Below are 25,332 nucleotides of genomic sequence, written 5' to 3' on the forward strand. Positions count from 1 at the left end.
TTGCTAAAATACTATGCTAATCATCTTATTATAGCAACCCTTGGATTATTTGAATAGTCGTAAATTATCTCTACATCCCCGAATAAATCTTTTAGGGCCTGCTCTTGATCATGCCCTATCTCCAGTATCATAGGCTTTATACCCAAAGATTTAAGTTTCTTGTAGAAAAAAAGACCTTCTTCTTTCCCGTCTAAAGCTTTTATATCTTCATACTCCAATACGCTTTTTTCAAGAGTATTTAGAACATTTGTTGGTATATAAGGTGGATTTGCCACTAAAAAATCAACTTTTTCTATTTTTATAGCTTTTGCTACATCAGAACAGACCACCAACAACCTATCTTCTACTTTGTGAAGTTTTGCGTTTTTTAACGCTAACTCACAGGCTTTTTTGTTTATATCTGTTGCTACCATCTTAAGATGAGGATTATGCTTCAAAAGTACAATGCTTATGATACCACTTCCCACAAAAGGTTCAAAACCTATTTTGAACTGCTTTGCAAACTTCATAGCCTCTTCTACAACAATTTCCGTTTCTGGTCTTGGTATCAATACAGGTGGTTCTATTATAAACTCTTCTCCGAAAAACCACCATTTTCCAATGGCATATTGAAGGGGCATGCCACTTTGGATTTTTGATAATATGCTTTTAAAAGCCTCCAAAACATCTTGATTTAGCTCTATATTATCCTGATTTAAGAAAATATAATTTTTATCTAAACCGCTTACGTGTTCAAGAACAAGAAGAGTATCTCTAAGGCTTAGAGTGCTTTGTTTGATTAGCGCTGATATGTTCATTTTGCATGATAGAAGAGTTGTTTCTTACATCTGTCAATATTGCTATAACTATCGCAAGCACCATAAAAATAGCCGTAAACCAATAAGTACCCTTTGTTAGTATCGTATCAACACCACCAACACCAAATATAGACCTTGCAGTAGCCCCTCCAAAAGCCGCACCTATATCACCTCTTGATTTCTGTAAAAGCACAAGTACTATCAAGAATAAAGCTATTATAATAAAAAGCACCACCAATATATAATATAAAAGCTCCATACTATTATTTTAACTCAAAATCTAAATCAAAGCCTTACCAAAAATGCCTTATTTCTTAAACAATTTATTACATCTTTTAGGTTTTCAGCTTTTATAAAATAAGCCCTTCCACCAAATAGATCTCCAAAATGTTTCATTGGATTTATGCGGTAATAAGTTTTGTTTACAACCACGTAGCCAGTGGTATAATCAGCATCGTCACTCCAACACACTTCTGCTAAAATACCGCATCTTATATTCTTCGATACAAGGGCAAGAGCATCTAAAGCTCTGTCTGTTATTTTATAGCCAGAAGATAACAGCTTTTGTTTTGCCAAATCTCTATCTTCCCAATCTACTTTTATGGTCCTTATGCCCTTTTCTTTGTTTTCTTCAAGCCTAATGCCAGTATCAATATCTATGATCATGGCGCCTCTCATGTTTTTACCAAAAGCAGCTCCTTTAGAAATTAACTCCAATATACTCTCTGCTATGTTCTTTTTTATACTAGCATTTCCAAGAAGTGTTTTAGCAAAAGCCCTTGCTTCTTCAACGCTTTTAAAATCAAAGCTTCTTATAGAAGGCGTCTTTATAAATTCAACATCTTTTACCTCTTCTGTTTTTATGCTTATAAAATCATAAAACTTTGGTCTTTCTAGAAACTCATTTATAATTTGTGAAACTTTTTCTTTCTTACATATCCTTTCTGCTCCAGAAATATGAACATTTTTAAAGGAGGCTCTCATCCTTATAGATATAAGATCGTGCATTTTTAAAACTTAAACTTACTCATCTCCTGTTTTAACTCTTCTGCCACTTTAGCTAGTTGATTAAACGTAGCAAAAAGTTCTTCCGTTGCTGTTGATAATTTATCAGAAAACTCCCTTATGCTAATCATATTTTGTGCTAGAGAGGCTACTGTGGCATTTTGTTCTTCTGCAGCAGTTGTCACCGTTTCTGAAGCTTCTTGTACCACTTTTGATTTATTTTCAATTTCTTTATAATATAAGTAAATATCTCTTATTGCAGATGTTGTATTTTCTATTCCTTTTGTAATATTATTTATCATATCGGATATGTTTTTAGCAAAATTGCCAGTTCTTTCCGCAAGTTTTTTGACTTCGTCAGCCACTACGGCAAATCCTCTACCAGCTTCACCAGCACGAGCAGCTTCTATTGCCGCGTTTAAAGCTAGTAAGTTTGTTTGTTCTGTTATATATAGTATATTTTCTACAATAACATTTATCTCTTGACTAGTTTTTTCCATAAGCTCTGCAGAGGAAACGGTCTTTTCTAATTTGGTACTACCATCTTTTATTATTTCAAAAAGTTTGTTTATCGCTTCCTTAGTACTTATCATACTAGAAGCAATCGAGTTTGTAGTGGCGGATACCTCCTCCACTGAAGAAGCTATTGAGCTAATTTGTTCGTTTAAATTCTTATTTTCTTGAGCTATAGAACCCGTAGTAGCTGAAAGCTCTTCTACGCTTGAACCTAATTTTATAGCCATCTCAGCCAAGTTATTTAATAAAATTCTCAAAGAACCTAAAGCTTTGTTTATACCTTGTTTTATTACATCCAAATCTCCCTTAGCATCGGCTCCTATATCTTCACTAAAATCTAGCTTAGCCATATTCTCTACAACCTTTTTTATCTCACCTAACACGTTGCTTATCATAGAAAGACCATTCAACATAGTTTTTATAACTTCCGCTATCTCGTCTTTAAAACCTATGTTTGTATTTACATCAAGATTCCCGTTTTCTAAATTCTTTGAGGCTTTTAAAAGTATATCAAGCTCTTTCCTTATAATAACCCATAGATATATAAACAACGATATGCTTACAAATACCAAAAATGTAGATATAATTATGCTTCTTATTAGGGAAAATTTTGCATCTTTGTAGCTTGAAATAATATCATCGTAAAGAGTGTTTACTACAGAATTTGCTTCTTTTTTTGCCACAATATTCGTCTCTTCGTATATAGAAAGAAAATTTTGCAGAGGTACAGAGGATGGTCCGTTTGTTACTATATTTTGTATAGTGGGTAAAAACTTGTTTGTCATAATACCATAAAATGCTAGAAAATCATTATAAGATTTTTTATATCTTGGATTATACTGTTGAGCTATTTTGTAATAAATATTTTTTAAATTGTTTAACCTTAACTCTGTATCTTTTGATATAGTTTGAAGCATTGTAATATCCGACGGTTTTAGCTGATTATCATACAGCACTTGGGCTGTTCTGGAAGAAAGTCTTCCACGATAGTCTATCGTTGGTCCTTGAACCACATACAAACCAACTATTAGATTTATACGTCCCATATCTGGATCAGCTATTAGTCCACCATTTTCAAAGCAATCCCTCAATAACAGTTTTCTATATACTATCTTTACAATATTGTTGTAGTTATCTTTTACCTCGCTTTTTGTATAAGAAAAAGTTTTTTGCCTCATGTCTTGCCATGTTTTTTCTAAAAGCTCAAAATCTTTTGTAGTATTTAGGTCTTTCCCATATTTTTCGTTAATGTTTGCCGCTTCTTCCAAATCTTTATTTACATTTTCTACCGCCTTTTCAAGGGCAGGTCTGACAGCTGTATTTCCTCCAGCCAAAGATCTACTGTATATTCTTGCAGATTCTAAGTCCATATATAGTTTAAAAAGTGGTTTTGATATTGATATAGCTTTCATCTCTAGTGACATCTGTTCCATATAACTTAAATTTGCTTCATAGTTGCTGTAGGTGTATAATATACCTAAGATTAAGGTTATCAAACCCAGTCCAAATAGCTTTACTTTCAACGATGTCTTTTCAATTAAAAACATAAATACCTCCTATACCCTCATTTAACCCTCCTCTCTCTCCTTAAATTAATGTTTATAGTTTTAAAAGTTAAAATGGTTTATTTGGGACCTTTTCCCAGTCTTTTAAAAACTTATCTATACCTATATCGGTAAGAGGATGTCTGAATAAAGCTTCTAATACGTTAAAGGGAATAGTGGCTATATCAGCTCCAGCTTTTGCAGCTTCAAGTACATGTATTGGATGCCTTATACTTGCAGCTATTATCTCTGTCTCATAGCCATAGTTGTCAAATATTGTCCTTATATCTCTCACAAGATTCATCCCGTCTGTGGATATATCATCAAGCCTTCCTATAAATGGTGATACATAGCTTGCACCCGCTTTGGCAGCAATAAGAGCTTGCATAGGGCTAAATATTAACGTTACATTCGTTGGTATCCCCTCTTCTTCAAGTATGTTTACAGCTTTCATCCCTTCTTTTGTCATAGGTATTTTTACTACCACATTGTCTCCAAGCTCTGCTAAGAACCTGCCCTCTTTCACCATACCTTCCGTATCCAACGATACCGTCTCCAAACTCACTGGGCCATCCACTATACTAAGTATATCTTTAACAACATCCATAAAGGGTCTTCCAGTTTTAGCTGCTAATGTAGGGTTTGTAGTAACACCGTCCAATATTCCCCAATCTATTGCTTGCTTTATTTCGTCTATATTTGCCGTGTCTATAAAAAATTGCATATACTTTACCTCCTTTTGGTATATAAATTATTATAAGCTAAATTTTGATATAATGTAATAAATGAGTAGAAATCTTCTTATAAAAAGCGCAAGACTTATAGAACCAAATTTAAACTTTGACAAAGAAGTTGATATTCTTATAAAAGATGATAAAATAGACAAAATATCAGAATACATTGACAAAAAAGATTATAACACTGTAGAAGCCAAAGGACTAATAGCTTGCTCTGGGTTTGTGGATATACACGCCCATCTCAGAGACCCAGGCTTTACTTACAAAGAAGATTTAGAAAGCGGTATGAAAGCAGCCACGTTTGGTGGATTTACCACGATTGTTTGTATGCCAAACACAAATCCTCCCATAGACAACGAAAGTATTATATCTTACATACTCTCAAAGGCTGAAAAAATAGGAATATGCGATGTAAAAGTAAGCGCCTGCGTAACTAAAAATAGATCTGGCAAAGAACTTACAGATTTCTATAGACTTAAAAAAGCAGGGACTGTATGTTTTACCGATGATGGATCGCCGGTGCAAGACCAAAAACTTATGCTAAAAGCCCTTGAAATGGTTAGCTTATTAAATTCTTTTGTGGCAAACCACTGTGAAGATGATGCTTTTGCTGGAAATGGCGCTTTTGACGAGGGGGCTTTCTCAAGCGTCTACGGACTTCCGTTTAGACCTTCTTATGCAGAGGATGTAATGGTGGCAAGAGACTGTATACTTTCTTATAAAACAGGTGGTAAATTGCACATCCAACATCTTTCTTCTTCTTTAAGCGTTGATATAGTTAAATTTTTCAAAGAAAAAGGCGCAAATATAACCTGTGAAGTAAATCCAAACCATCTTGCTTTAAACAGTTTTGCAGCTTTTAAGAAAAAAACCATTTTAAAGGTAAATCCACCTATTAGAGATTACAAAACCCAAGAAGCTCTTATAAAAGCCCTACAAGAAGGAGTAATAGATTGTATAGCCACAGACCATGCACCTCACGCTAAAAACGAAAAATTACACCCTATTAAAGGTGCCGCTGGCATGCTAGGTTTTCAAGTAGCCCTACCAATTATAATGAGTCTTGTAAAAGATGGTGTTATAGATATTAAAAGTTTGATAACACTTATGTCTAAAAACCCTGCTAAGATACTTGGCTTTGACAACACAATAAAAGAAGGAGCCTTGGCAAATCTAGTTTTATGGCACCCAAGTCACGAATGGCTTTTTGATGAAAGCATAAACCCTTCTAAGTCTTCAAATTCTCCTTTTTTAAATAGCGTACTTACTTCAAAGGTGTTTTATACCATATATAAAGGTAATATAGTTTATAGATATTATTAGGTTAATTTTCTGGAAGGGCTAACAGCTTTTATGGCTTTACCTATTATTCTTATATCGCTTGCTTTTACGTCTTGGCTTTTATAAGCTTCGTTTTCTGGTAAAAGCCTAAAAAACCCGTCGTTTAATTTATATATCCTTCTTACCAAAAGCCCACCATCTTTATCTGATATAACATATATTTTACCGTTTATTATGTCTTTAGAAGATGTGTCTATTATGACATATTCTCCGTCTTTTATAATCGGTTCCATAGAATCGCCTTTTATTTTTATAGCACTTAGATATCTAGATGGTATTATATCGTTTACATATATATACTCTTCTGCATAAAGAGGATTGCCGGCTCCTGCTTTTACATCTACAATGGGTATTGCAAAAACAGTCTCAATATCGCCGTGTTCTTCTTGTTTTTCCAACAAATCTTTTGGGCTTATACCAAGAGCTTTTGATATTGATTCTACAAGCTCTATACCAGGATTTAAGATTTTTCCGGATTCTAATTTGTATAGGTACTGTTCAAAAGACACTTCGTCTTTTCCCATCATCTTTGCCAATTCCCTTCTTGAAATACCCTTTGACTCTCTGATGTATTTCAATCTTTGTCCAATATTCATATTACTATATTAAGGAGTTTATCTCTTACAAAAATAACCTTTCTTATCTCTTTACCCTCTAAATATTTTTTAATTTTATCATCTTGCAAAGCCGTTTGTAAAGCTAAACTTTCATCAGCTCCAGCTGGTATGGTTATAGTACTTCTTAATTTACCGTTTATTTGCACTGGGATATCTATCTTTTCTTTTACAAGAGCAGATTCGTCAAGTGCTGGTAGTTTTATCTCTTTGTCGTAACCTATCATCTCGAATAGCTCGCTTGTTATATGAGGAGCCATTGGATATAACATTTTTAAAAGCGTTAAAACGCCTTCTTTTAAAGTGTGCTTATTTTCATCGGTACTTGGTTTAAAATCCTGTAAATAGTTAAACAACTCCATAGCTGATGCTATCATAGTATTAAATTGGTATTTTTCCAAATCTTTCCTATATCTTTGAATACATTTATTTATTTCATAGTATAAATCCTTGTTTTTTTCTTTATCACCGTACTCGGCTTTTAAAATAGAGATATTTGAAGTAACAAAGTTGAAAACCCTTTTCAAAAACCTATGAACACCTTCTATTGAAGTTTCTATCCACTCAAAATCTTGCTCTGGAGGTGCCGCAAAAAGTATATATAGTCTTATGGTATCAGCACCGTATTTTTCTATAGCTATAGCTGGGTCTATGGTGTTTGCTTTTGATTTGGACATTTTAGCAGCTTCGCCAAGCTTTGACTCAATTTGACTTTCTAAAGATCCTAATCCAAGGGGTTCTAAAAGAAACCTTGCGTTATCTCCTAAACTAAGTTTATATTCTTTTAAGAAATCTTTTATCTTCATAGAAAATATTATAAATTATTGAAAGAATTTCTCCAAATCAAAAGTTGGCTTACCAAGATAATACCCTTGACCGTAATTTACTCCTATCTTCACAAGTTCATCAAGAGTTTCCTCATTTTCTATAAACTCTGCCAACGTTTTTGTATTAAGATGTTTAGCAATTGTATTTATACCACTCACTATCGCCACATCCCTTTCGTTTTTTACTATGTTTTTAACAAAAGCCCCATCTATTTTTAGAATCTCCGTTTTTATAAACTTCAGATATAAAAATGAAGAATATCCACTTCCAAAATCATCTATTACAAAATGGATACCATAATATTTTAAAAATTCTTCTATCTCCTCAAATTTTTCCAAATTAGAAAGAGATTCCCTTTCTGTAATTTCTATGTATAGCTTATTTTGCATACCGTACTCTTTTGCTATATCAACTACATTCTGAAAAAATCTTCTATCTTTAAAAGCCTTCGCGCTTATGTTTACAAAAAGCCTTAAACCATCTTGTGAATTAATTTTTTTATTTAACGCTGATATTCTCTCACAAGCTTTTCTTATCATCAGTAGATCTATTTTATTTATAAGCCCCAAATCTTCAGCCTCTTCTATAAACTGATCTGGATATATTATATTGTCATTTATCTCTATCCTACAAAGAGCTTCAAAACCTATTATTTTTTTATCCTCAAGATCAAAGATTGGCTGAAACGCCGGTTTTATTAAATTTCCGTTTATAGCATTGTTTATAAGTTCGTATTTTGAAATATATTCTATATCATTATCTTCAAAAGAGGCTATAACCACACTAGACTTCCCACTTTTCTTTGCTTTTCTTAACGCTTCTTCGGCAAGCATCTTAACCTCTTCTTTTGAACAAAACGCTTTAGATAAGCGCTTATTTTGAGTGTTATCATCATCTGAGAAACCAGATATTAGCAAGCTTTGCCCTTCTTTTTCAAAGCACGTTGATATACCTACGGATAAACTTATATATATTTTTTTATCTTCTAATATTATCGGCTGAGAACTTAGTCTCTCGTTTATTCTCTCCATTATCACCTTTGCAGATTGTACTTTTGTATCTGGTGCAATTATTCCAAACTCATCTCCGCCTATCCTAGCCAATATATCTGGAGCTCTAGTGCTAGATTTTAATATATTGGATAGTTCTTTTATGACCATATCCCCAGCTGAATAACCGTAGGCATCGTTTATATATTTAAAGTTATCTATATCTATCAATATATAACTAAAAGCATTTGGCAACATCCTAACGGCTGATTTTTTTACTTCATTTTCTAAGAACATATCAAACATATCCTTGTTGTAAAATCCTGTCAATGGATCTTTTGTAGCAATTTCTTCAAGATGAATGTGTAAAGAATCTATATCTGTAAGATATTTTCTTGCCACAAAAATGCTGAATAAAGCTTGATTGATAAGCTTTAGTATGTTTAATTCTATTTCTGATATAAGAATTTCATTTTTTCTTGCAAAAAGAAGCATGCAAGCAGTGTCTTTATTGTATATATATGTATTTATAGATGTAGAATTTATAAATTTCAACCCTTTTTCTATATACCATTTTGAAGCGTAAGGATCATGCTCATAATCTATGTTTGCCGCATGCTCTATCTCCATATAGTGTTTTACAAACGGTGACAAACCTCCAAACATTTCTAAGTCAAAGGATGGTATAGAAAAATTTTCTAAAAATAAATCAGATGCTACACACATTTCAACTTTGTTGTCCGTTTTATTATATATTATAAACTCAGAGCCATCCGCATTTAAAAGCTTATCTAAATCGTTTAAAACATCTACGGTTAAATATTTCGGGTCTATATTTGATGCAGTGCCTTTGTTTATATATGTTATCATGTCGTATAAAATACTAAGGTATTCATTTATTTTTTCCTCTATTTGAATTTCATCTTTATAAATTTTAACAAGCTCTTGATTTATATTTTCAACATCCCTCGATATGCTATGTATAATTTCATCGTTAAAAAAATTAATTTTATCAGAATAACCCGCAAAAACCCCAAACACTTTGTTATCGTCTTTAAGCAAAGGAACAGTAATCATTGACAAAAAATTTTTCTTCTTTAAAAGCTCATAAACTGGCTCAAATCTTTTGTCATTTAGCATATCATTTGAATATTGAATCTTAGCCGTTTTTATTGCCATTCCCACAGGTACAGGTGCATTACCATATGGTGAATCATCCCATCTTAACTTTACATATTTTAAATAGTCTTCATTTTCTTTTGACGACATTAGCGGGAAAACCGTATAATCGCTTTTTCTTAAGCCTAACCAAGAAAATACAAGACCATATTTTTTGTTAATATTTTCTAAGTAATGTTTTATATGCTTAAAAGCTTCTACTTTCATAAAGAATATAAGAATTATAATATAAATTTCATTTTTCTGTTATGATATCAACATCATTTATCCTATAAAATGGATAGAATGGGGGCTGAGGCCCCCCCGACCCCGTATAGAATCTTTAAGGATTTTGATTGCCGTAATATTTATAGAAGTGATACCACTGAGCTTTATCTACTGGCCAACCTTTAAACCAATCGGATAAGTCTGGTATTACATCCACTATAGTGTATGTAACGGCTAAAACTATAAACATAAGCCACATAATAATTACCATGAGTGGTATCTTGTTTCCTTGATAACCACTTACTTTATAATCTGACTCTGCAGGTGTTAAGTATCTTTTTTTAGCATCAACCATAATTACACCTCCGTATGCTCAATCCTATCGTATTTTTTATCCATATCTATCATATCAAATTTAGAGGCCTCTATATTGTTAAACTCGCCTCTCAAAAAAGCCCACATAAAAAACGAAGCAAAAGTCAACATACCAAATAGATACGTTGTAGTAATAATTATAAACACAGAGTGGGCATCATCGCTGGCAGAAGTCCCCACTATAGCCCAGCTTATAAGTCTATAGGAGAACGGAATGCCAGCCATTAGCACTACCGCAATTACCATTGTTATTAAGAATATTTTTCTTCCCTTGCTCATTGTGATGCTCCAGACGGTGAGGCAGTTTTATTACCACTGCTATTTGAAGAGTTTGAGTTTGACGAAGAACTTGAGCTGTTTGAATTTGAAGAATTAGGTGAAGAATTGCTTGTAGAACTAGCGCTCATAGCTGCTTGCATAGCTTGAGGGTTTTGTTGTTCCTCTGCAACCTCTTTACGCCACTCATCAAAGAACCTTGGTCTATACCAGCTACCAAGCCATTCAAGATAAGTTATAACAGCCAATCCATACTTGGTTGGTTCTGGGTTTAAAGATGCGTAAGCGTTGTTTGGATTTGCTGGTGTCAAAACTGGTTTACCGTCTTTTAAATCTACAAATTTAGCAAACCTTGGCATTATAGAACCGGGTACTGTATATTGAGGATTTACGAAGTGTGCCAAGTGCCATTCTACACCCTTTTTACCGGCTTCTCTTATAAGGTCTGGACCTTTTCTTTCAGTACCAAAAAGGTGAGGCAAAAATAACGTATTATCATATTCGCTTGGCACTGATACATGTCCATAATAAGATGGCTCATTGGATACTGGTCTTACGTATTGGGAGTGACACTGCCAGCATCCTTCTGCCATATATATCCATCTACCGTCGCTTATAGCTTGAGCCACACCTTTTATAATCTGCTTTTGTACAGCAGGTGAGGCCGTATAAAAATACTGATCAGGTACGTTGTAATATTTCTTCCAAAGATTGGGATACATAGCTAAAAGCTGAATAACTTCTGGAAACTGTCTTTTGTAAAAACCTTCTGATACCACCTGATCTTTAGTCTTCATCTTGCTGGAACCACCGAGCACCATTATGGGCAAAACCCCTTGTACAAAGGTACCAGTGACAAAGAATCCTATACCAGCCAAGAAGAATATAAAAGCCCATCTTTCGTGTATTGCCTTTCCACCAGATGCCATAGTCTATTCCTCCTTAAGCCGTAGCCACTTTTGTAGAAGCTTGATAAGCTCTTCCTACGGTCATAGTCTTTAGTATGTTGTAGAAGTAAGCTATATAACCTATAAATATGAATATACCGGAAGCTGTACGTACCCACCAGAATGGTTTACCAATATTCACTGAGTCTATGAAAGGTACTTGAGCTATCCACGCAAAACCTTCAGCTATACCAGCCACGCCTAGGTCCACAAACATAACTTCTGTACCTATCAACATAAACCAGAAAGCGGTTTCCGATAGAGGTCTTGAGTATGTGTACTTTAGACCGTACATTCTTGGTACTATGTGCTCATACATGCCTAAAAGCCAGAAACCAAATGTTCCAAACATGATAAGGTGAGCATGCCCTGTTACCCAGTCTGTAAAGTGTATGACTTTTTGAGTGGTCAAAAGCACTTGTATAGAACATTGGAAACAAGTTATCCAATAGTCTATCATACCTACATAGAACCATCTTAAAGCCATGTCTTCCTTCATGGCTCCATAAGAACCTCTTAGAGTCATCATGAAGTTAACAAGCACCGTGGTCACAACTATTTCTATAGCTATTGTAGCAAATACGGCTGCATATTGAGCAAACATCGGTATTGGAGACCATAAGTAGTGATGAACACCTTGCGCTGGGTAGAAAAATGCCAATCCCCAGAAACCTAAAAGTCCTAAACCGTGAGACCATATTGGCTTTTGGAGAACTCTAGGTACAAAGTAGTACATAAGACCCCATCCCATAGGTGTAACGTAAAGACCAACAAGGTCATGTATGAAAGAACCGTTTAGAGCTGCACCTGCTGCACCAGGATAGAAGAACACGCTTGGATAGTTACCAAGTACATAAACCAAAGGCGTCCATACAAGACCCGCTGTTATGTACCAAAGCCCTGTGTATAGAGGCTTTTCTTTTGAGGCTTTTATTATAGGGACTAAAAATTGAGGTATTACTACAAACAACCACAATGTTATAGGCACGTCCATTATAAACGGCGTTTCAGACCACTCCACAGATTGAGGACCAATCCATCTGCTTAGTTCTGGTCCACCAAGCATCGTACCGCCAAAGAAAAGAAGTGCTATTACGGTACCCACACCAGCTACTTGAAGAGCTGCCCACAAAAGCCATCCGTAAGCTCTGTTCCAAACTGGATGACCTGTCATACGAGGAACAGCCCAATACAAGGCTCCAGTTATACAATTTGCCAAGAAACCATAAGCTGCAACGTTTGTATGGTTAAACCTAAGCCTTACTGGAGATAGATACGGGTCAACTATGTGAATATTTAAAAATGTTAGTGAATAAGTTAAGCCAAATATCATAACAAGCAACAATTCTATAAGACCCATTATCATATGAGCCTTAACCAAATCCGTATAAACAAGCTCTTGTTGTTGCTTCATCTTATATCCTCCTTACTTTTGGGTTTTACCCATTAAAAATAGCACATAAGAAACCAAATTCCACCTATCGTTGCTAGACAACGATGAAAACGATGGCATACCACCTGTAGTACCCGCTAATACACCCATAGTAATAGTCTTATATATTTCATTTACATCGTATACGCCTGGAAGTATACCAAGTGTCAAGTTGGCTGGTCTTTCAAGTGGTCTTTCTACACAAGTATTACCTTGCCATTTTTGACACTCAGCAGAAGGGTCATGTATTGAAAGAGCAGCTGGGCCATCACCTTGTCCATTTATACCGTGGCATGCAGCGCAGTTTTGCTCAAAAAGTACCTTACCTTTCGCTATAGAGTCTGGAGTACCTAAAAATGGCGGTGGTTTAAGTGCTTCCCAATTTTCTGGAGGTGGCTGAGATTGCGCTTTTAATTTGCTCCAGTCAGGACAGAACGTTTTTATGTACTCTATTACATCTAGAAGTTCTTGGTCGTTGTAATGAGGAAAAGCAGGCATTGCTGTAGAGGGTACACCGTTTTTTAATACTCTTAAAAGGTCGCTGTCAGTAGGCAGTGAGGTACCTGGAGTGCTTTTAAATTTGTAAAGGCAAGTCGTAAAATCTCTTGGTTTTACTCTAAAGAATTGTGCAGCGGGACCATCACCTTTACCGTTCATACCGTGGCAGCCACTACACCTTTGATCGTAAATCTGCTTACCAACCCTTATCATCTCTTGTTTACTCAACACTGGATAACTTTCTACCCGTGCTTGAGATGATTTTGGATTGATATACATTATAAAGGATGCAAAACCTACAGATATAGCAGCAGCCGCCGCCAACCCAAACCATTTGCCTGACTTCTTGTCAGGACTTTCACGATTTTTTGACCGCTCTTTGTCCATTCCTATCCTCCTTTAGGATAAAACCTATCTTGAAGTCTATTGTAATATCACTATTATTTCATTTCAATGATTTAATATCATTATAATGTAGTAAGTGAATAATTACATTTTACAAAATATTTTTATAATTTAAGGTGTTTACAAAGCGTTTACCGTTTTGAACAACGTAAAATACTATATATACTTCAATATCGTTAAGTTCTTTTGATTTGCTATCAAGTTCATCAAAGATTCGTAAGCTAGCTGATATTGAGAATAGTCTGTTAACACATTGGGTACATTTGCGTCCTGATAGTTTGCAAGCTCTGTAGTAGCCACAGTAGTAGTGTTTGTCAGTACGTTATCCTGGGTTTGAATATTTTGGATATAGCTTCCTACCTGAGCGTTTGCATAAGATATTTGGTCTAAAGCTCTTTGAACATTGAATATATAGCTACCGTTTGGTATCTGGTTGTTATTGAATTGGGAGAAAGCCCCATTCACTACATCTGTGGCAGTAAGCGATTGAGAAGCTAACATTGAGCTTATCTCTAAGTTATAAGTGCCGTTTTGATTTTGAACAAAATCTGCATAAGCAGCTCCGTTTAAAGCTTTATTGATAAGATTTGCTACATCTGCTAGATTCATATTTGCAGTATAATCTATCGGTATCGTGCTTGAACTAATCCTTATTTCTAATGTACCGTTTACTCCAATAGGTGATGTTAGGCTATTAAAACTTTGAGATGATATAACCATGTTTGCCCCAAGCTCGTTATCTATGGTTGGAAGCCCCAAACTAAGTCTATCAGCCGTTTGTTTTAACACAGAAAAAACACTTTCTTGTTTAAAAGAAGAAGATACGTATTGATTCAAATCTATTATATTTAAAGGTTTTGCTACATCTTTTCCAGCGATCTCCAATGAAAATGTCGAATTCGAATTTTGTCTTATAAAAGCTTGCAAAGTGCCGCTAAAAACGTTGTTTATATAATTTGATAGCTCTAATACATTTGAAGGGGTTTGGTCTAATTTATATAAAGAGTTGCTATCATAAAGAGAATAAGTAGCAGATAAATTATTTGTGGATGGTGATATTTCTATTCCGTAAGTATTATCTAAATTGTGTAGAATAGACGCTTTAAAGTCGCCACCTGTAGATGTAGATATTTTGTTTAACAGCGTTGATAACGTATCTGTGCTTGTATAAGAAATGTTGTAAACATTTGTAGCAGAGGCTGTCACCATACTAAGAGATATCATACCAGATGCTCCAAGAGGTGCATTTGTAGAAGAAAGTCCAGCGTCCCAATCCCATTCATAGGGCGTATTGTTATAGTTTATCTGATACACATTGGTACCATAGTGTATTATAAGTTCACCGGGTCCAGAAAAACTTTGTGTATAAGAGTTATATGAGGTGGAGGTAGTTTGGATATTAAGCCCAAAAACGTTTTGACCGTTTAGATATGTAGGTACTTGATAAGAGTTTGATATTTGCGTATAAAAATCTGTAGTAGAAGCTTGGTAAGAAAAATCAGCAGTAAAAGGCTGTATAGACAACGAAGAGCCACCAAACAAATAGTTGTCTCCAAATTTTTCATTAGCTTTTGACAACGTAAGATTCAATATAGAATAAATACTTTGGCCCATATTTATAAGTTGCGTAGAATTGTACGTAGCTTCGTTAGCAGCTGCTACAACATCGGTATTTACTGTTTGAAGATAGTCATAAAGATTGCCAAGCACAGAAGTGGTGGTAGTAAGTACGTTGCTAGCTGAAAAAGCGTTTTGTGAATATGTTGATAAAAGCACTATTTCTTTTTTCAAATTTATAACCTGCTGAGTATCGCCTGGATTTTGACCTATGTTTAAAAGCTTATACCCAGTGGAAGCCTCTTCTATAGTATCTTGAAGATTATTTAACACTACACTATCTTGAGATTTGTAAAAGTTGTAAAGACTTAAATCCGATATTGCTCCAGACATAGCATCAACCTCCGTTTATCATGTTGATCGTAGTTTGCATCAAGTTGTTTAATATACCTACTATGCTTGCAGAGGCTTGATAGTCTTGTTGTAAGTTTTGCAACGTTATATACTGTTGGTCTAAAGATACGCCTTGCACTTGGGCAACTTGAGAACTTATAGAGTTTACTAAAGAGCTCATACTGCTATAGCTTGTTTGTAAAATATTAACAGTAGATGCTACAGAACCTATAAGAGTTTGGTATAAGCTTTTGGAAGAAGCCCACCAACTGTTGGAATAGTAAGAAAAGTTAGAAGCGGAGTTTGGATCCACGTTTTGCAATATTGCACCAAGGCTTGGGTTAACAGATATACTAGAAGCATCTATGCCTTCAAAAACCATTTCACTTTTATAAATATTACCACCCCCCATTAAAAAGTTTGACGATGAGTCTGTAAGTGTATAATTAGATGGGTTTGAAGAGCTTATAGCAAGGGAATACGTTCCATCGGGGTTTGAAACAACACTGGCGCTAAAAAGACCCAGCAACGCTGGATTTGAATCTATTAAAGATGTCAAAGAGTTTAAAGAATACTGGCCGTAGTTTGATATAGAATATAAAGCAACGTTGCCATTGTAGAATGTAAGCGTAGCATTTTGTCCTATACCATAAGAAGATAGCGACACTGTATTGCTTATAACATTTTTGCTAAACGTATAAGTGTTTTTAGAATCTTGAATGCCATATTTTGATTGATCCAAAGAAGCTATATGTAGAGAGTAAAGGCTCGTAAAACTGCTTCCGCTATCTACTATATTGTATTCGTTTGGATTTTTTATCTGGATTCTAAGATGATAAAGCCCGTCTTGTTCTTTCACTATGCTCGCGCTAAAAAGTGTTGCAGATGGAATTTGGGATAGTTCGTTGGCTATTTGTACCAAACTTTGGTTTGTATATGTGATACTAAAAAGCGCAGTAGTGTTGTTTCTAAAAGTAAGTACACCTGTTTGAGAAATTGTATCTGTAGAAGACGATAATCCAATAGGCATATCTACAAATGGTGAAGATACTATATTTGCATAATATTTTCCTTGCAATGTTGGACTATTGTTTATTGTATTTACAATTTGATCTAAAGACATATCTGTGTAATTTAAGCTAGCGTATGTACCAGAGCTAGAGTTGTCCACAAAGGAAAGCACACCGACAGGCCCACTTCCACTATTAAATACTATATTGGATGAAGAATCTACTATGTTGTAAACGTTTGTTAAAGAACCTGCAGTGTTGCTGTAGGTGGGCGTTATCTGTAAATAGTAATTTCCAGAAGGATCTAAAGATATGTTTGCTTCAAACATCCCACTAGCATCTATTGAATTTGAAAGCTGTACAAGATTTAAAGCACCGTAGTTTGATATGGTGTAACTTGGCGTAGTACCAGTATAAAATGTTAAACTACCGTTTGATACTCCTAAAGATGAAAGAGGAGCCGCAGTCGATGATATATGGTTTGGAGGAAAGTTCCACGTTTCTCCTTGATTTCCTATCGGTGAATCTGTGTTTGTAAGATTTTGCACCAAATAATAATTTGATCCACTTTGTACAGGAATTTTTGTGTTCATTATTGCATTGGCTGCTACATTGTCTTGCTCTATTTTGTAGTTGTTTGCATCATAAGAGAAATCTATCATAGCTTTCAACTCCCCGCCCTGCACATAGTTTGTGATGTCTATAGCTTGATTGTTGTCGTTTAACCACTCTATTGTCTGGTAGGGTGAGTTGCCAGAACCCCCAAGCGCTAACTTCCAATAATTAGTGCCGTCCACCAGTGTAAAACCGCCGTTTATCGAGATATGCACTCTTCCAATGGAATCCTCTTGGACATTTACGCTTATAAGCTTTGAAAGCTGTGATATATATGCATCTCTTTGATCCAAAAGTTCTTTGTAGTCATGAGCATTTGAATATGTAAGCGCATACGAGGTGGTAATCTGTTGATTAAGGCTGCTCAAGTTTTTTATAAGCGTGTTTATTTGATTTAAATATTGCAAAGAACTTTTAGGGACTTGGTATGCTAAATTATTTATAGTAGAGGCGTTTGAATTTAAGTTTTGCACAAAATTGCTTGCTGTAGTGAGTACCTGATTTTGATACCCTACGTTTGACGTATCTGTAAAAAGCTGTGTAAAAGCACTAAAAAAAGCATCGTCGTATGATGTGGAAGAAGAGTTAGGGCCAACAATGTTAAATATATTTTGTACTTGTTTGTTGTATTGTAATCTTGTATTGAAATAATCTAAGCTTGCACTTTTGTTTTGTAAAAGCTGGAAAAAGTAAAGATTTTGAATTCTTTTTATATCTTGCATGCTTATACCAATAGGATAAGTATCTTGTATTATAGGGACCTCTTGCGCATAGTTTGAATTGCTAGCATTTGTTATATTTTGAGAGGTAATATCTATAGCTTGCTTAAATATGTTAAGAGCATTTGTCACCAAATCGTATGAACCAAACCCCATATCAAACCCTGGCCGAAAATCCTTTAGACTTAATATAACTTACAGTTTCTAATACGAGTCCGTTTATTATAATATTTAGCTCTAATACAACGTTAGATATAAACAACAAATCATCCATGTGTTTTAGTATAAATTCTTCCGGAGATTTTTCAATGATAGTTAAAAGTTCTTGAAGTTTAGAAGATACATTTTGATATTCAAAAGGCCTTTCGAGCGCTTTCTTTATTTCAGCTATCAGTGTTTCCATATTATTTATATCGGTATTTACATTCATGATTTTAATATTAACCCAATATTTATGATAAGCTTTTCCAAAACTTCCACTGGATCGTTAAAATAATATTTTATGCTCATATCGGCTCTTTGAAGAGCCTTTACAATACTAAAAAGCTTATCCTTATTAACGATACTTAACTGTTTTGATAATATGTTTTTCTGAAACGGATGACTTATATTTAAAATCTTACATACCTCATCAAAACTTACATTCATCTTAAAAGCCAAATACATATTTATAAATTGTTTTTGCATAAACCCAAGAGTTACCAATGGATGTTGACCCAACTTGATATTATCGTAAAAGATAGATAGCGCTTTCTTTATATCTTGTTTTATCAAAGCATCTACGATAGAAAACGCTTCATCTTTTGGTTCTTTTACAAGAGCTCTTGAAAGTGTTTCTCTTGTAATTGGTACAGATTTTGCCAATACAAGAAGCTTATCCGTTTCATTTTTTAGGTTTAAAGAATCTGTACCTATTGTATCTAACAATTCATTTATTATGTCTTGGTTTAAGTCAATGCCTTCTTTTTTGAATTTTTTCTGTATAAGGCTTTTAAGATAATCGGGTTTTTTTTGCTTTGATGTTAATATATTTATATCTCCAAGAATGATTTGAACGGCTTTTATATCTTTTTCTGTTAGATCTTCGTACTCCTCAAATATAATTATGTTTTGAGTTTTTTTTATAAAATCCAAATTTTCTTTTTTTAATTTGTTTAAGAGTTCCGTAAAATTTTTTATTATAATAACTATTTTTTTGTTAAAAATATTCCTAGAAGTGATTATATTTCTTAAATTTTCATAATCAAGTTCGTCTGCCCAATATGTTTTTGTATCGTATTTTTGTTTTATAAGCTGTTCAAAATATTGGATAAAATATATATCTTTTCCATATACAACAGTATGCGTTAAGTTGTCTAGACTGTTATCTTTTTTTATATACTCCAAAACATCAAGCATTTTTATAAAATAATAAATTAAGCAAGTTTTTCAATGTCTGTTTCATAAGATGTCTATGTACTACCATGTCTACCATACCTTTTTTTAGTAAAAATTCCGATGTCTGAAAGTCTTCTGGTAGTTGTTGTTTTATGGTTTGTTCTATAACCCTTGCACCTGCAAATCCTATTATAGCTTTTGGTTCTGCTATGATAACATCTCCTAAAAATGCAAAAGATGCCGACACACCTCCAGTGGTTGGATTTGTTAGTACAGTAATAAAAGGTATTCCATTTTTATGCATGATATCCACCGCTATAGAAGTTTTTGCCATCTGCATCAACGATATTACACTCTCTTGCATCCTGGCACCACCAGAAGTGACTACACTTATATGTGGTTTTTTATCTTGGACTGCTTTTAAAGAAGCCAATTTAAACCTCTCGCCTACTACAGATCCCATGCTTCCACCTATGAAACTAAAATCCATAACACTCAAAACAACAGGGTAATCAGATAATTTTCCATCAAACACCGTCATAGCTTCTGACGTATTTGATGTCTCCTTCAAAGTTTTTAGCCTGTCTTTGTATCTTTTTGTATCTTTAAAAGACAAAAAATCCGTAGGTAGTATGTACTCAAAAAGTACGTTATAGTTGTAATCAAGAAGCATACTTGCCCATAGGTATGGATTCATTTGATGATGATGACCACACTTGGGGCATACGTAGAAGTTAGTTTCAAGCTCTTGAGCTAAAAGTATATTTTTACACTCTTCACACTTTGTCCAAAGGTTTTCCTTCTTTTCTTTTTTTCTAAAAAAATCAAGTATACCCATATCAAATCTCTATATTGTCTATGAGCCTAGTATCTTCTATTTTCACAGCTATAAGTATTCTATCATACTTACTTGGAGCTGTCTTTTCTTCAAGCGTTTCTTTATCTACTATTTTTATATAATAAACAACATCCACATCAAGCACAGCTTTAGCGTACTCTATAATCTTATCAGTATCTTTTATGCCGTTTTCAAAAGCTTCTTTGGCTTTTAGTAAAAATTTATATATGGTGTTTGCCCTTTCCCTTTGTTCTTCGTTCAAATAGGTGTTTCTTGAGCTCATAGCAAGTCCATCTTCTTCTCTTTTTGTAGGAATAGGTACTATTTCTATGTCTAAGTTCAAATCTTTTACAAGTTTTTGGATGATCTTTAGCTGTTGATAATCTTTTTCTCCAAAAAAAGCTTTATTTGGCTTTACTATATTAAAAAGCTTCGTAACAACCGTACACACACCGTCAAAATGCCCAGGTCTAAAAGCACCTTCCAAAACATTTGCTAAAGGCCCTATGTTTATAGTTGTAGAAAAACCCTCTGGATAAATTGTATCTACATCAGGTATAAAAACCATATCTACTTTAGCTTCCTCTAAAAGCTTTAAATCCCTTTCTAAGTTTCTTGGATATTTGCTGTAGTCTTCTTTAGGGCCAAACTGTTTTGGATTTACAAAAATACTAACCACAGTAATATCACACATACTTTTTGAAGCTTTTACCAAAGACATATGCCCTTCATGTAAATATCCCATAGTAGGCACAAAACCAATCGTTTTAGATTGCTGTTTTCTAATGTTAACAAAAGCCCTAACACATTCTACATCTTTACAAATGTCCATAGTTTTCATTATACAATAAATCTAATAAGCCCCTTCTTTTTTGAAGACAACCCTAATTGTTTTAAGTATTATTACTATATCAAACCAAAGTGACCAATTTAACACATACCAAGTATCCAGCTTAAGTCTTTCTTCAAAAGAAAGCTCGTTTCTTCCACTTACTTGCCATAAACCTGTAATACCTGGTTTTGTAAGAAGTATATAATCTTTGTAATCTCCCATATCCTTTTCCTCGGAAGGCAAGTAAGGTCTTGGACCCACCAAACTCATATCCCCTTTTAAAACGTTGAATATTTGAGGAAGCTCGTCTAAAGAAGTTTTTCGTAAAAACTTACCTATTCTCGTGATTCTTGGATCATGCTTCTTTAACTTTTTAAAAGTTTGCCATTCTAACTGAGCATCTTGATTTTCCTTTAAAAAATTTTTCAGTATCTCTTGATTATTTACATACATTGTCCTAAACTTTATGCATTTGAATATTTTGCCGTTCTTACCCAATCTTTCTTGTACAAAAAACACCGGCCCTTCGCTGTCTATCTTTATCAATATAACAAAGATACTTATAACAAAAAGCAATATAGGAAGCGTAATCAAAGATAGTAAAATATCAAAAGTCTGTTTTATTATTTGGTTTAATTTTGAATCTAAGTTGTTTGTAATCTTTATTAAAAAAAGCTGCTCTGTAAAAAGATGATACAATTCACTATTTAAAAGCCCTATACCTTTCAAATCGGGTACTACAAACACCTGCTTAATATATCTATGGGTTGTGTTTACAAGGTGAGCAAGCTCTTCATTACCCAAAGATGGTATAGAAACGATAGCAGCTTCTATATTCTCTTCTTTTAGCTCTCTTATTTTTTCTATTTTCCCTATTATTGGTATCTTAATGCTTTTTATTTCAACAAAACTACTTTTAAAATCATCTAAAAACCCTTTTATTTCATATCCAAGATACCAGTCATCTACAATGCCCTTTGCTACGCTTTTTCCAGAAGACCCAGCCCCTATTATAACTATTGGGCTTTTCCAAATATCAAGATAGTTTAGTATCTTTTTTCCTACATACCTTAAAATAGATATAGTAAAAATAGCGTAAAAACAAAGAAGTATCAAGGTAAGCCTAGACATTTCTAAAGAGATTTTACTAAGAGATAGCACCGCAAAGGCAAAAACACCCGATAAAAAAACAGCTTTTAGCATCTCTTTTACCTCATACCAAAAAGAATATCTTCTAGTATAAAGCTTTTGATACCATAAAAAAAATATAAATACAAGAGGCATCCACCAAAAAGATAAAAAATGCTCAAAACTAAATGAAAAAACAACATTTTTTATAAATAGCTTTCCCAATATTTTTCTTGTTATATAAGCTAAAAAAAGCGCAATATAAAAAGCCAAAACGTCTATTAATATAAGCAAAAAGATTCTTAAGAACCTTCTCATTAGAGTAAAATACCGCTGGTGTTGGGCCTAAATTGAAGAGCTAAGCTTACATGCTCTGGTTTTATGTATTCTGAATTATTCATATCTGCTATAGTCCTAGATACCTTTAAAAGTCTTGCATAAGATCTTCCGGTAAGGTTTAAGTTTGTTATGGCGGCACTTAAAACTTTCTTTGCAGGCTCGTCCAGTATACAATACATATCTATCTCTTCTTCGGTCATTTCTGAGTTAAACTTTGTTTTTGAATTCTTAAACCGCCTTGTCATAATATCAAAAGCCCTTAAAACCATATCTTTTAAATCTTTAGAAGATGTTTCTTTCTTTCGGTTTATAAGTTCATGCTCTTTTAGAGCTTCTACGCTTACAAACAAATCTATCCTATCCAACAAAGGACCAGATATCTTGGACTGATATTGTTTTATTTGGTTCGATGTACATTTGCAAGCTTTTAAATTGCTCTTGTGATATCCACAAGGACATGGGTTCATAGCCCCCACCAAAAGAAGAGAAGCGGGAAATTTTATACTACCATATACCCTAGATATAGTAACCTCCTTGTCTTCTAGGGGTTGTCTTAGTGCTTCTAAAACTTTCCTATTAAACTCAGGCATCTCATCCAAAAACAATACACCTTTGTGAGCTAAAGATACTGCACCTGGTTTCGGAGTGCTGCCCCCACCTATTAAAGATGCTTCAGATGCGCTTGCATGTGGTGACGCAAAGGGTCTTTGTTTTATAAGTGAGTTTTTTAAAAGTCCTGCTACACTGTATATTTTTGATACTTCTAAAGATTCCTCTTCATCCAAGGGTGGCATAATACCTGGAAGTCTTTTTGCTAGCATAGATTTTCCGCTGCCGGGTGGTCCTATTAAAAGCATGTTGTGAAAACCAGCCGCCGCTATAGCACAAGCTTTTTTTGCCATACTCTGACCTATTATATCAATCATATCAAGATAATCTTCTTCTTTTACTTCTTGTTTATGTTTTATAGGGCTTATAGTTATGTCTTGGTTTATGAAGTTCACTAGCTCTACAATATCTTTTGGAGAATATACTTTTATATCTTCTAAAAAAGAAATCTCTTGAGCGTTTTCTATAGGTACCACTATGTTTTTTATACCTATTTCTTTGAGGGCCAATGCCATAGGAAGTACACCGTTTATTGGTTTTATAACCCCATCCAAAGAAAGCTCCCCTAAAAAAGCATAATTTTTCACATTTTCTCTATTTACCAAATCAAGATAACTAAGAATGCCAATCGCTATTGGAAGATCGTAAAATGTACCTTGTTTTTTTAGATTAGAAGGCGATAAATTTATCGTTATTCTTTTTGGTGGAAAACCAAAACCTTTGTTTATTAGACTTGATCTTACCCTTTCCTTTGATTCTTTTATGGCAACATCGGGTAATCCTACTATGTTAAAGCTCGGTAACCCGTTTGATACGTCTATTTCTACTGTTACCTTTATTCCCTCTATACCAAGAAGTCCACCGCTAATTATCTCAAAAAACATCTTCCCTTATAGTATCGGTTTCTTCCAAATATTCACCGCTTTGCACCTCTAACATTTCAAGGTCTATGATACCAGGATTTTCAATATAATGCCATGTAGACTTGGGCACAAAAAAACTTTCGTTTTCATGAAAAAAATATTCTTTATCGGCTATAAGGACTTTGGCTGTACCTCTTAAGACGATCCAGTGCTCTGTTCTATGATGGTGCATTTGCTTAGATATATGTTTTTTTGGTTTTAACAAAAGCTTTCTTATCTTGAAATTTTTTCCCTCTTCTAAAAGCACATAATACCCATAAGGCTTATAAGATATTAAAGATTCTTCCGCTCTTTTATCGTTTTTAGCTTTTAGTATATCAACAATTTTTTTAACATCTTGAGAGTTATTTTTGTCAACTATCAACGTAGCGTCTTCCGTGTCAACTATTATTAAGTTTTTTAGTCCCAAAGCACCTACCAATCTTTTATTCGATATTATGAGGTTGTTATCAGAGTTTATACTTATATAGTTTTCCCCTAAAATAGCGTTGTTGTTTTCATCTTTTTTTAACTCTTCATAAACAGAAAGCCACGAACCAACATCAGACCATTTTATATCAAGCTTTGCACATGCACCTTTTTGAGTGTGCTCCATAATTGCATAATCAAACGATAAGGCTTTTGCTTTTTTAAAGCTTTCTAGGTCCCCTTTTGTGGATATATCATAAAGGGTGCTATCTATTTTTTTAAACTCGTTTATCAGTAGCTCTTTGCTTGCAAAAAACATCCCGCTGTTCCAAAGATATTTGCCAGAATTTATATATTCTTGGGCTAACTCTTTACTTGGTTTTTCTACAAATTTTTCTATCTTATATATATTGTTTTCTTTTGAAAGCGTATCTCCTAATTTTATATATCCATATCCAGTTTCTGGGTACGTTGGGCTTATACCAAAGGTTATTATATGAGTTTTTGTATATGTATAAGTGTTTTTTATATATTCTTGAAAACGCTCTTTATTTTCAATTCTATGGTCTGATGGTATTATAAGTAAACTATCGTTATCTTTTGTATGATAGGTGGCTAAAGCTATAGCAGGGGCTGTGTTTTTTGCAGCTGGCTCTGTAATTATATTTGCTTTTATGTTTATCTCTTTCAAATGGTTTTCCACTATCCAATAATACCTATCAGAGGTTACTATAAGTATCTCTTTTGCTATGTCTTTTACTCTTAAAACAGCCTCTTGGAACAAAGAATACTCTGAGAAAAGCCTCAAAAATTGCTTTGGATAGTTGGACCTGGATAAGGGCCAGAGCCTAGTACCAGAGCCCCCGCACAGTATGACAGCTGTAATATCCATAC

23 protein-coding genes are annotated in these 25,332 nt (G+C 34.1%); 1 reads left to right on the plus strand and 22 read right to left on the minus strand.

The window, feature by feature from the left end; translation table 11 throughout:
* Positions 1–20 precede the first annotated feature (20 nt).
* The 5 genes from HY04AAS1_RS04085 to fsa form a co-directional block, all read right to left on the minus strand.
* A complete protein-coding gene (locus HY04AAS1_RS04085; RefSeq protein ID WP_012513854.1) occupies positions 21–797 on the minus strand; it encodes a HemK/PrmC family methyltransferase in 777 nt (258 codons plus the stop codon).
* On the minus strand, positions 754–1,056 hold the full coding sequence (gene secG / locus HY04AAS1_RS04090) for a preprotein translocase subunit SecG (RefSeq protein ID WP_012513855.1): 303 nt from the start codon (positions 1,054–1,056) through the stop codon (positions 754–756). Before secG ends, HY04AAS1_RS04085 begins: the two co-directional genes overlap by 44 nt.
* 26 nt (positions 1,057–1,082) lie before the next feature.
* Positions 1,083–1,805 carry a 6-carboxyhexanoate--CoA ligase gene (locus HY04AAS1_RS04095; protein WP_012513856.1) on the minus strand — a complete coding sequence of 241 codons (723 nt, stop codon included), beginning with the start codon at positions 1,803–1,805 and terminating at the stop codon, positions 1,083–1,085.
* 2 nt (positions 1,806–1,807) lie between these two features.
* Positions 1,808–3,865: a methyl-accepting chemotaxis protein gene (locus HY04AAS1_RS04100; RefSeq protein WP_012513857.1), complete on the minus strand. Its 2,058-nt coding sequence runs from the start codon at positions 3,863–3,865 to the stop codon at positions 1,808–1,810.
* A 67-nt stretch (positions 3,866–3,932) separates the two neighbouring features.
* Positions 3,933–4,586 (minus strand): fructose-6-phosphate aldolase, encoded by a 654-nt coding sequence (fsa, locus tag HY04AAS1_RS04105; protein WP_012513858.1) that lies wholly within the window; start codon positions 4,584–4,586, stop codon positions 3,933–3,935.
* 61 nt (positions 4,587–4,647) lie between these two features.
* Here fsa and HY04AAS1_RS04110 point away from each other — a divergent pair, with 61 nt between their 5' ends.
* Positions 4,648–5,922: a dihydroorotase gene (locus HY04AAS1_RS04110; protein ID WP_012513859.1), complete on the plus strand. Its 1,275-nt coding sequence runs from the start codon at positions 4,648–4,650 to the stop codon at positions 5,920–5,922.
* On the opposite strand, the gene HY04AAS1_RS04115 is transcribed toward HY04AAS1_RS04110, so the two are convergent.
* From HY04AAS1_RS04115 to HY04AAS1_RS04195, 17 genes are all read right to left on the minus strand, one after another.
* The gene (locus HY04AAS1_RS04115; protein ID WP_012513860.1) at positions 5,919–6,536 is read right to left on the minus strand and encodes a LexA family transcriptional regulator; all 618 of its coding nucleotides are present in this window, start codon (positions 6,534–6,536) and stop codon (positions 5,919–5,921) included. The genes HY04AAS1_RS04110 and HY04AAS1_RS04115 overlap by 4 nt on opposite strands.
* Positions 6,533–7,360 (minus strand): class I tRNA ligase family protein, encoded by an 828-nt coding sequence (locus HY04AAS1_RS04120; RefSeq protein ID WP_012513861.1) that lies wholly within the window; start codon positions 7,358–7,360, stop codon positions 6,533–6,535. The genes HY04AAS1_RS04115 and HY04AAS1_RS04120 overlap by 4 nt, the downstream gene beginning before the upstream one ends.
* 15 nt (positions 7,361–7,375) lie before the next feature.
* Complete coding sequence (locus HY04AAS1_RS04125; protein ID WP_012513862.1) at positions 7,376–9,757, minus strand: EAL domain-containing protein; 2,382 nt, start codon at positions 9,755–9,757, stop codon at positions 7,376–7,378.
* Between the two features lie 115 nt (positions 9,758–9,872).
* Entirely contained in the window at positions 9,873–10,112 is a 240-nt protein-coding gene (locus HY04AAS1_RS04130) for a hypothetical protein (RefSeq protein ID WP_012513863.1), read from the minus strand.
* Between the two features lie 2 nt (positions 10,113–10,114).
* Entirely contained in the window at positions 10,115–10,411 is a 297-nt protein-coding gene (locus tag HY04AAS1_RS04135; RefSeq protein WP_012513864.1) for a hypothetical protein, read from the minus strand.
* Positions 10,408–11,337, minus strand: coding sequence for a cbb3-type cytochrome c oxidase subunit II (locus HY04AAS1_RS04140; protein ID WP_012513865.1), 930 nt, complete (start codon positions 11,335–11,337; stop codon positions 10,408–10,410). The genes HY04AAS1_RS04135 and HY04AAS1_RS04140 overlap by 4 nt, the downstream gene beginning before the upstream one ends.
* Before the next feature lie 13 nt (positions 11,338–11,350).
* Entirely contained in the window at positions 11,351–12,769 is a 1,419-nt protein-coding gene (locus HY04AAS1_RS04145; protein ID WP_012513866.1) for a cbb3-type cytochrome c oxidase subunit I, read from the minus strand.
* 12 nt (positions 12,770–12,781) lie between these two features.
* On the minus strand, positions 12,782–13,672 hold the full coding sequence (locus tag HY04AAS1_RS04150; protein ID WP_012513867.1) for a cytochrome c: 891 nt from the start codon (positions 13,670–13,672) through the stop codon (positions 12,782–12,784).
* A gap of 174 nt (positions 13,673–13,846) precedes the next feature.
* Positions 13,847–15,640, minus strand: coding sequence for a hypothetical protein (locus HY04AAS1_RS04155; RefSeq protein WP_012513868.1), 1,794 nt, complete (start codon positions 15,638–15,640; stop codon positions 13,847–13,849).
* Between the two features lie 4 nt (positions 15,641–15,644).
* Positions 15,645–18,140: a hypothetical protein gene (locus tag HY04AAS1_RS04160; RefSeq protein WP_012513869.1), complete on the minus strand. Its 2,496-nt coding sequence runs from the start codon at positions 18,138–18,140 to the stop codon at positions 15,645–15,647.
* Position 18,141: 1 nt separating this feature from the next.
* Positions 18,142–18,414, minus strand: coding sequence for a hypothetical protein (locus tag HY04AAS1_RS04165; protein ID WP_012513870.1), 273 nt, complete (start codon positions 18,412–18,414; stop codon positions 18,142–18,144).
* Positions 18,411–19,382 (minus strand): DNA polymerase III subunit delta, encoded by a 972-nt coding sequence (gene holA / locus HY04AAS1_RS04170; RefSeq protein WP_012513871.1) that lies wholly within the window; start codon positions 19,380–19,382, stop codon positions 18,411–18,413. The genes HY04AAS1_RS04165 and holA overlap by 4 nt, the downstream gene beginning before the upstream one ends.
* Entirely contained in the window at positions 19,375–20,199 is an 825-nt protein-coding gene (accD, locus tag HY04AAS1_RS04175) for an acetyl-CoA carboxylase, carboxyltransferase subunit beta (protein ID WP_012513872.1), read from the minus strand. The genes holA and accD overlap by 8 nt, the downstream gene beginning before the upstream one ends.
* Position 20,200: 1 nt before the next feature.
* A complete protein-coding gene (gene panC, locus HY04AAS1_RS04180; protein WP_041308165.1) occupies positions 20,201–21,031 on the minus strand; it encodes a pantoate--beta-alanine ligase in 831 nt (276 codons plus the stop codon).
* A 21-nt stretch (positions 21,032–21,052) separates the two neighbouring features.
* Positions 21,053–22,477 (minus strand): undecaprenyl-phosphate galactose phosphotransferase WbaP, encoded by a 1,425-nt coding sequence (wbaP, locus tag HY04AAS1_RS04185; protein ID WP_012513874.1) that lies wholly within the window; start codon positions 22,475–22,477, stop codon positions 21,053–21,055.
* Positions 22,477–23,991, minus strand: coding sequence for a YifB family Mg chelatase-like AAA ATPase (locus tag HY04AAS1_RS04190; RefSeq protein ID WP_012513875.1), 1,515 nt, complete (start codon positions 23,989–23,991; stop codon positions 22,477–22,479). Before HY04AAS1_RS04190 ends, wbaP begins: the two co-directional genes overlap by 1 nt.
* Positions 23,981–25,330 (minus strand): mannose-1-phosphate guanylyltransferase/mannose-6-phosphate isomerase, encoded by a 1,350-nt coding sequence (locus HY04AAS1_RS04195; RefSeq protein ID WP_012513876.1) that lies wholly within the window; start codon positions 25,328–25,330, stop codon positions 23,981–23,983. The genes HY04AAS1_RS04190 and HY04AAS1_RS04195 overlap by 11 nt, the downstream gene beginning before the upstream one ends.
* Between the last annotated feature and the right edge of the window lie 2 nt (positions 25,331–25,332).

The sequence above is a fragment of the Hydrogenobaculum sp. Y04AAS1 genome, assembly GCF_000020785.1.
Lineage (GTDB): Bacteria > Aquificota > Aquificia > Aquificales > Aquificaceae > Hydrogenobaculum.